The organism is Lysinibacillus sp. GbtcB16 (assembly GCF_019091145.1).
Taxonomy (GTDB): Bacteria; Bacillota; Bacilli; order Bacillales_A; family Planococcaceae; genus Lysinibacillus; species Lysinibacillus fusiformis.
Map to the genome: position 1 here is coordinate 1 of NZ_JAGXJV010000153.1, position 409 is coordinate 409.

At 25.9% G+C, this 409-nt stretch carries 1 protein-coding gene; it reads right to left on the bottom strand.

Annotation, left to right across the window (positions count from 1 at the left end):
- Window positions 1–61: 61 nt before the first annotated feature.
- Window positions 62–409: type ISP restriction/modification enzyme (locus tag KVT27_RS23795; protein WP_254636267.1), on the bottom strand; the 348-nt coding region annotated here is incomplete at its 5' end.

Below are 409 nucleotides of genomic sequence, written 5' to 3' on the forward strand. Positions count from 1 at the left end.
TTTTATAAACGGTATAACTTTATTTAAAATCCACAATTGATGATTTTATAACCTTAAACTTCTATTGTTCTAGTATCTCAAAATCAGGTAATTGTTTAACTAGCTCTAATGTTTTCATACTAACTGTAATTACTGATAATAATAGATTTAAAATATATTTAGGGTCATCACTGAATTCATTTGGATCATCTGTAATACCGGATTTTTTATCAGTCTTAATCTGATACTGATCAATAATCCATCCAATAGCTGATCGACCATTAACTACATATTCATATGCCTTTTCTGGAATATTTTTAATTGTTATATGTTCGTTATAAATTATAGTATCTAAAACTCCTTTTTTAAGAGGTTTCATTTTAGTAACCTTATAATTAGGATTAGGAACACTAATTACAACTTCAACATC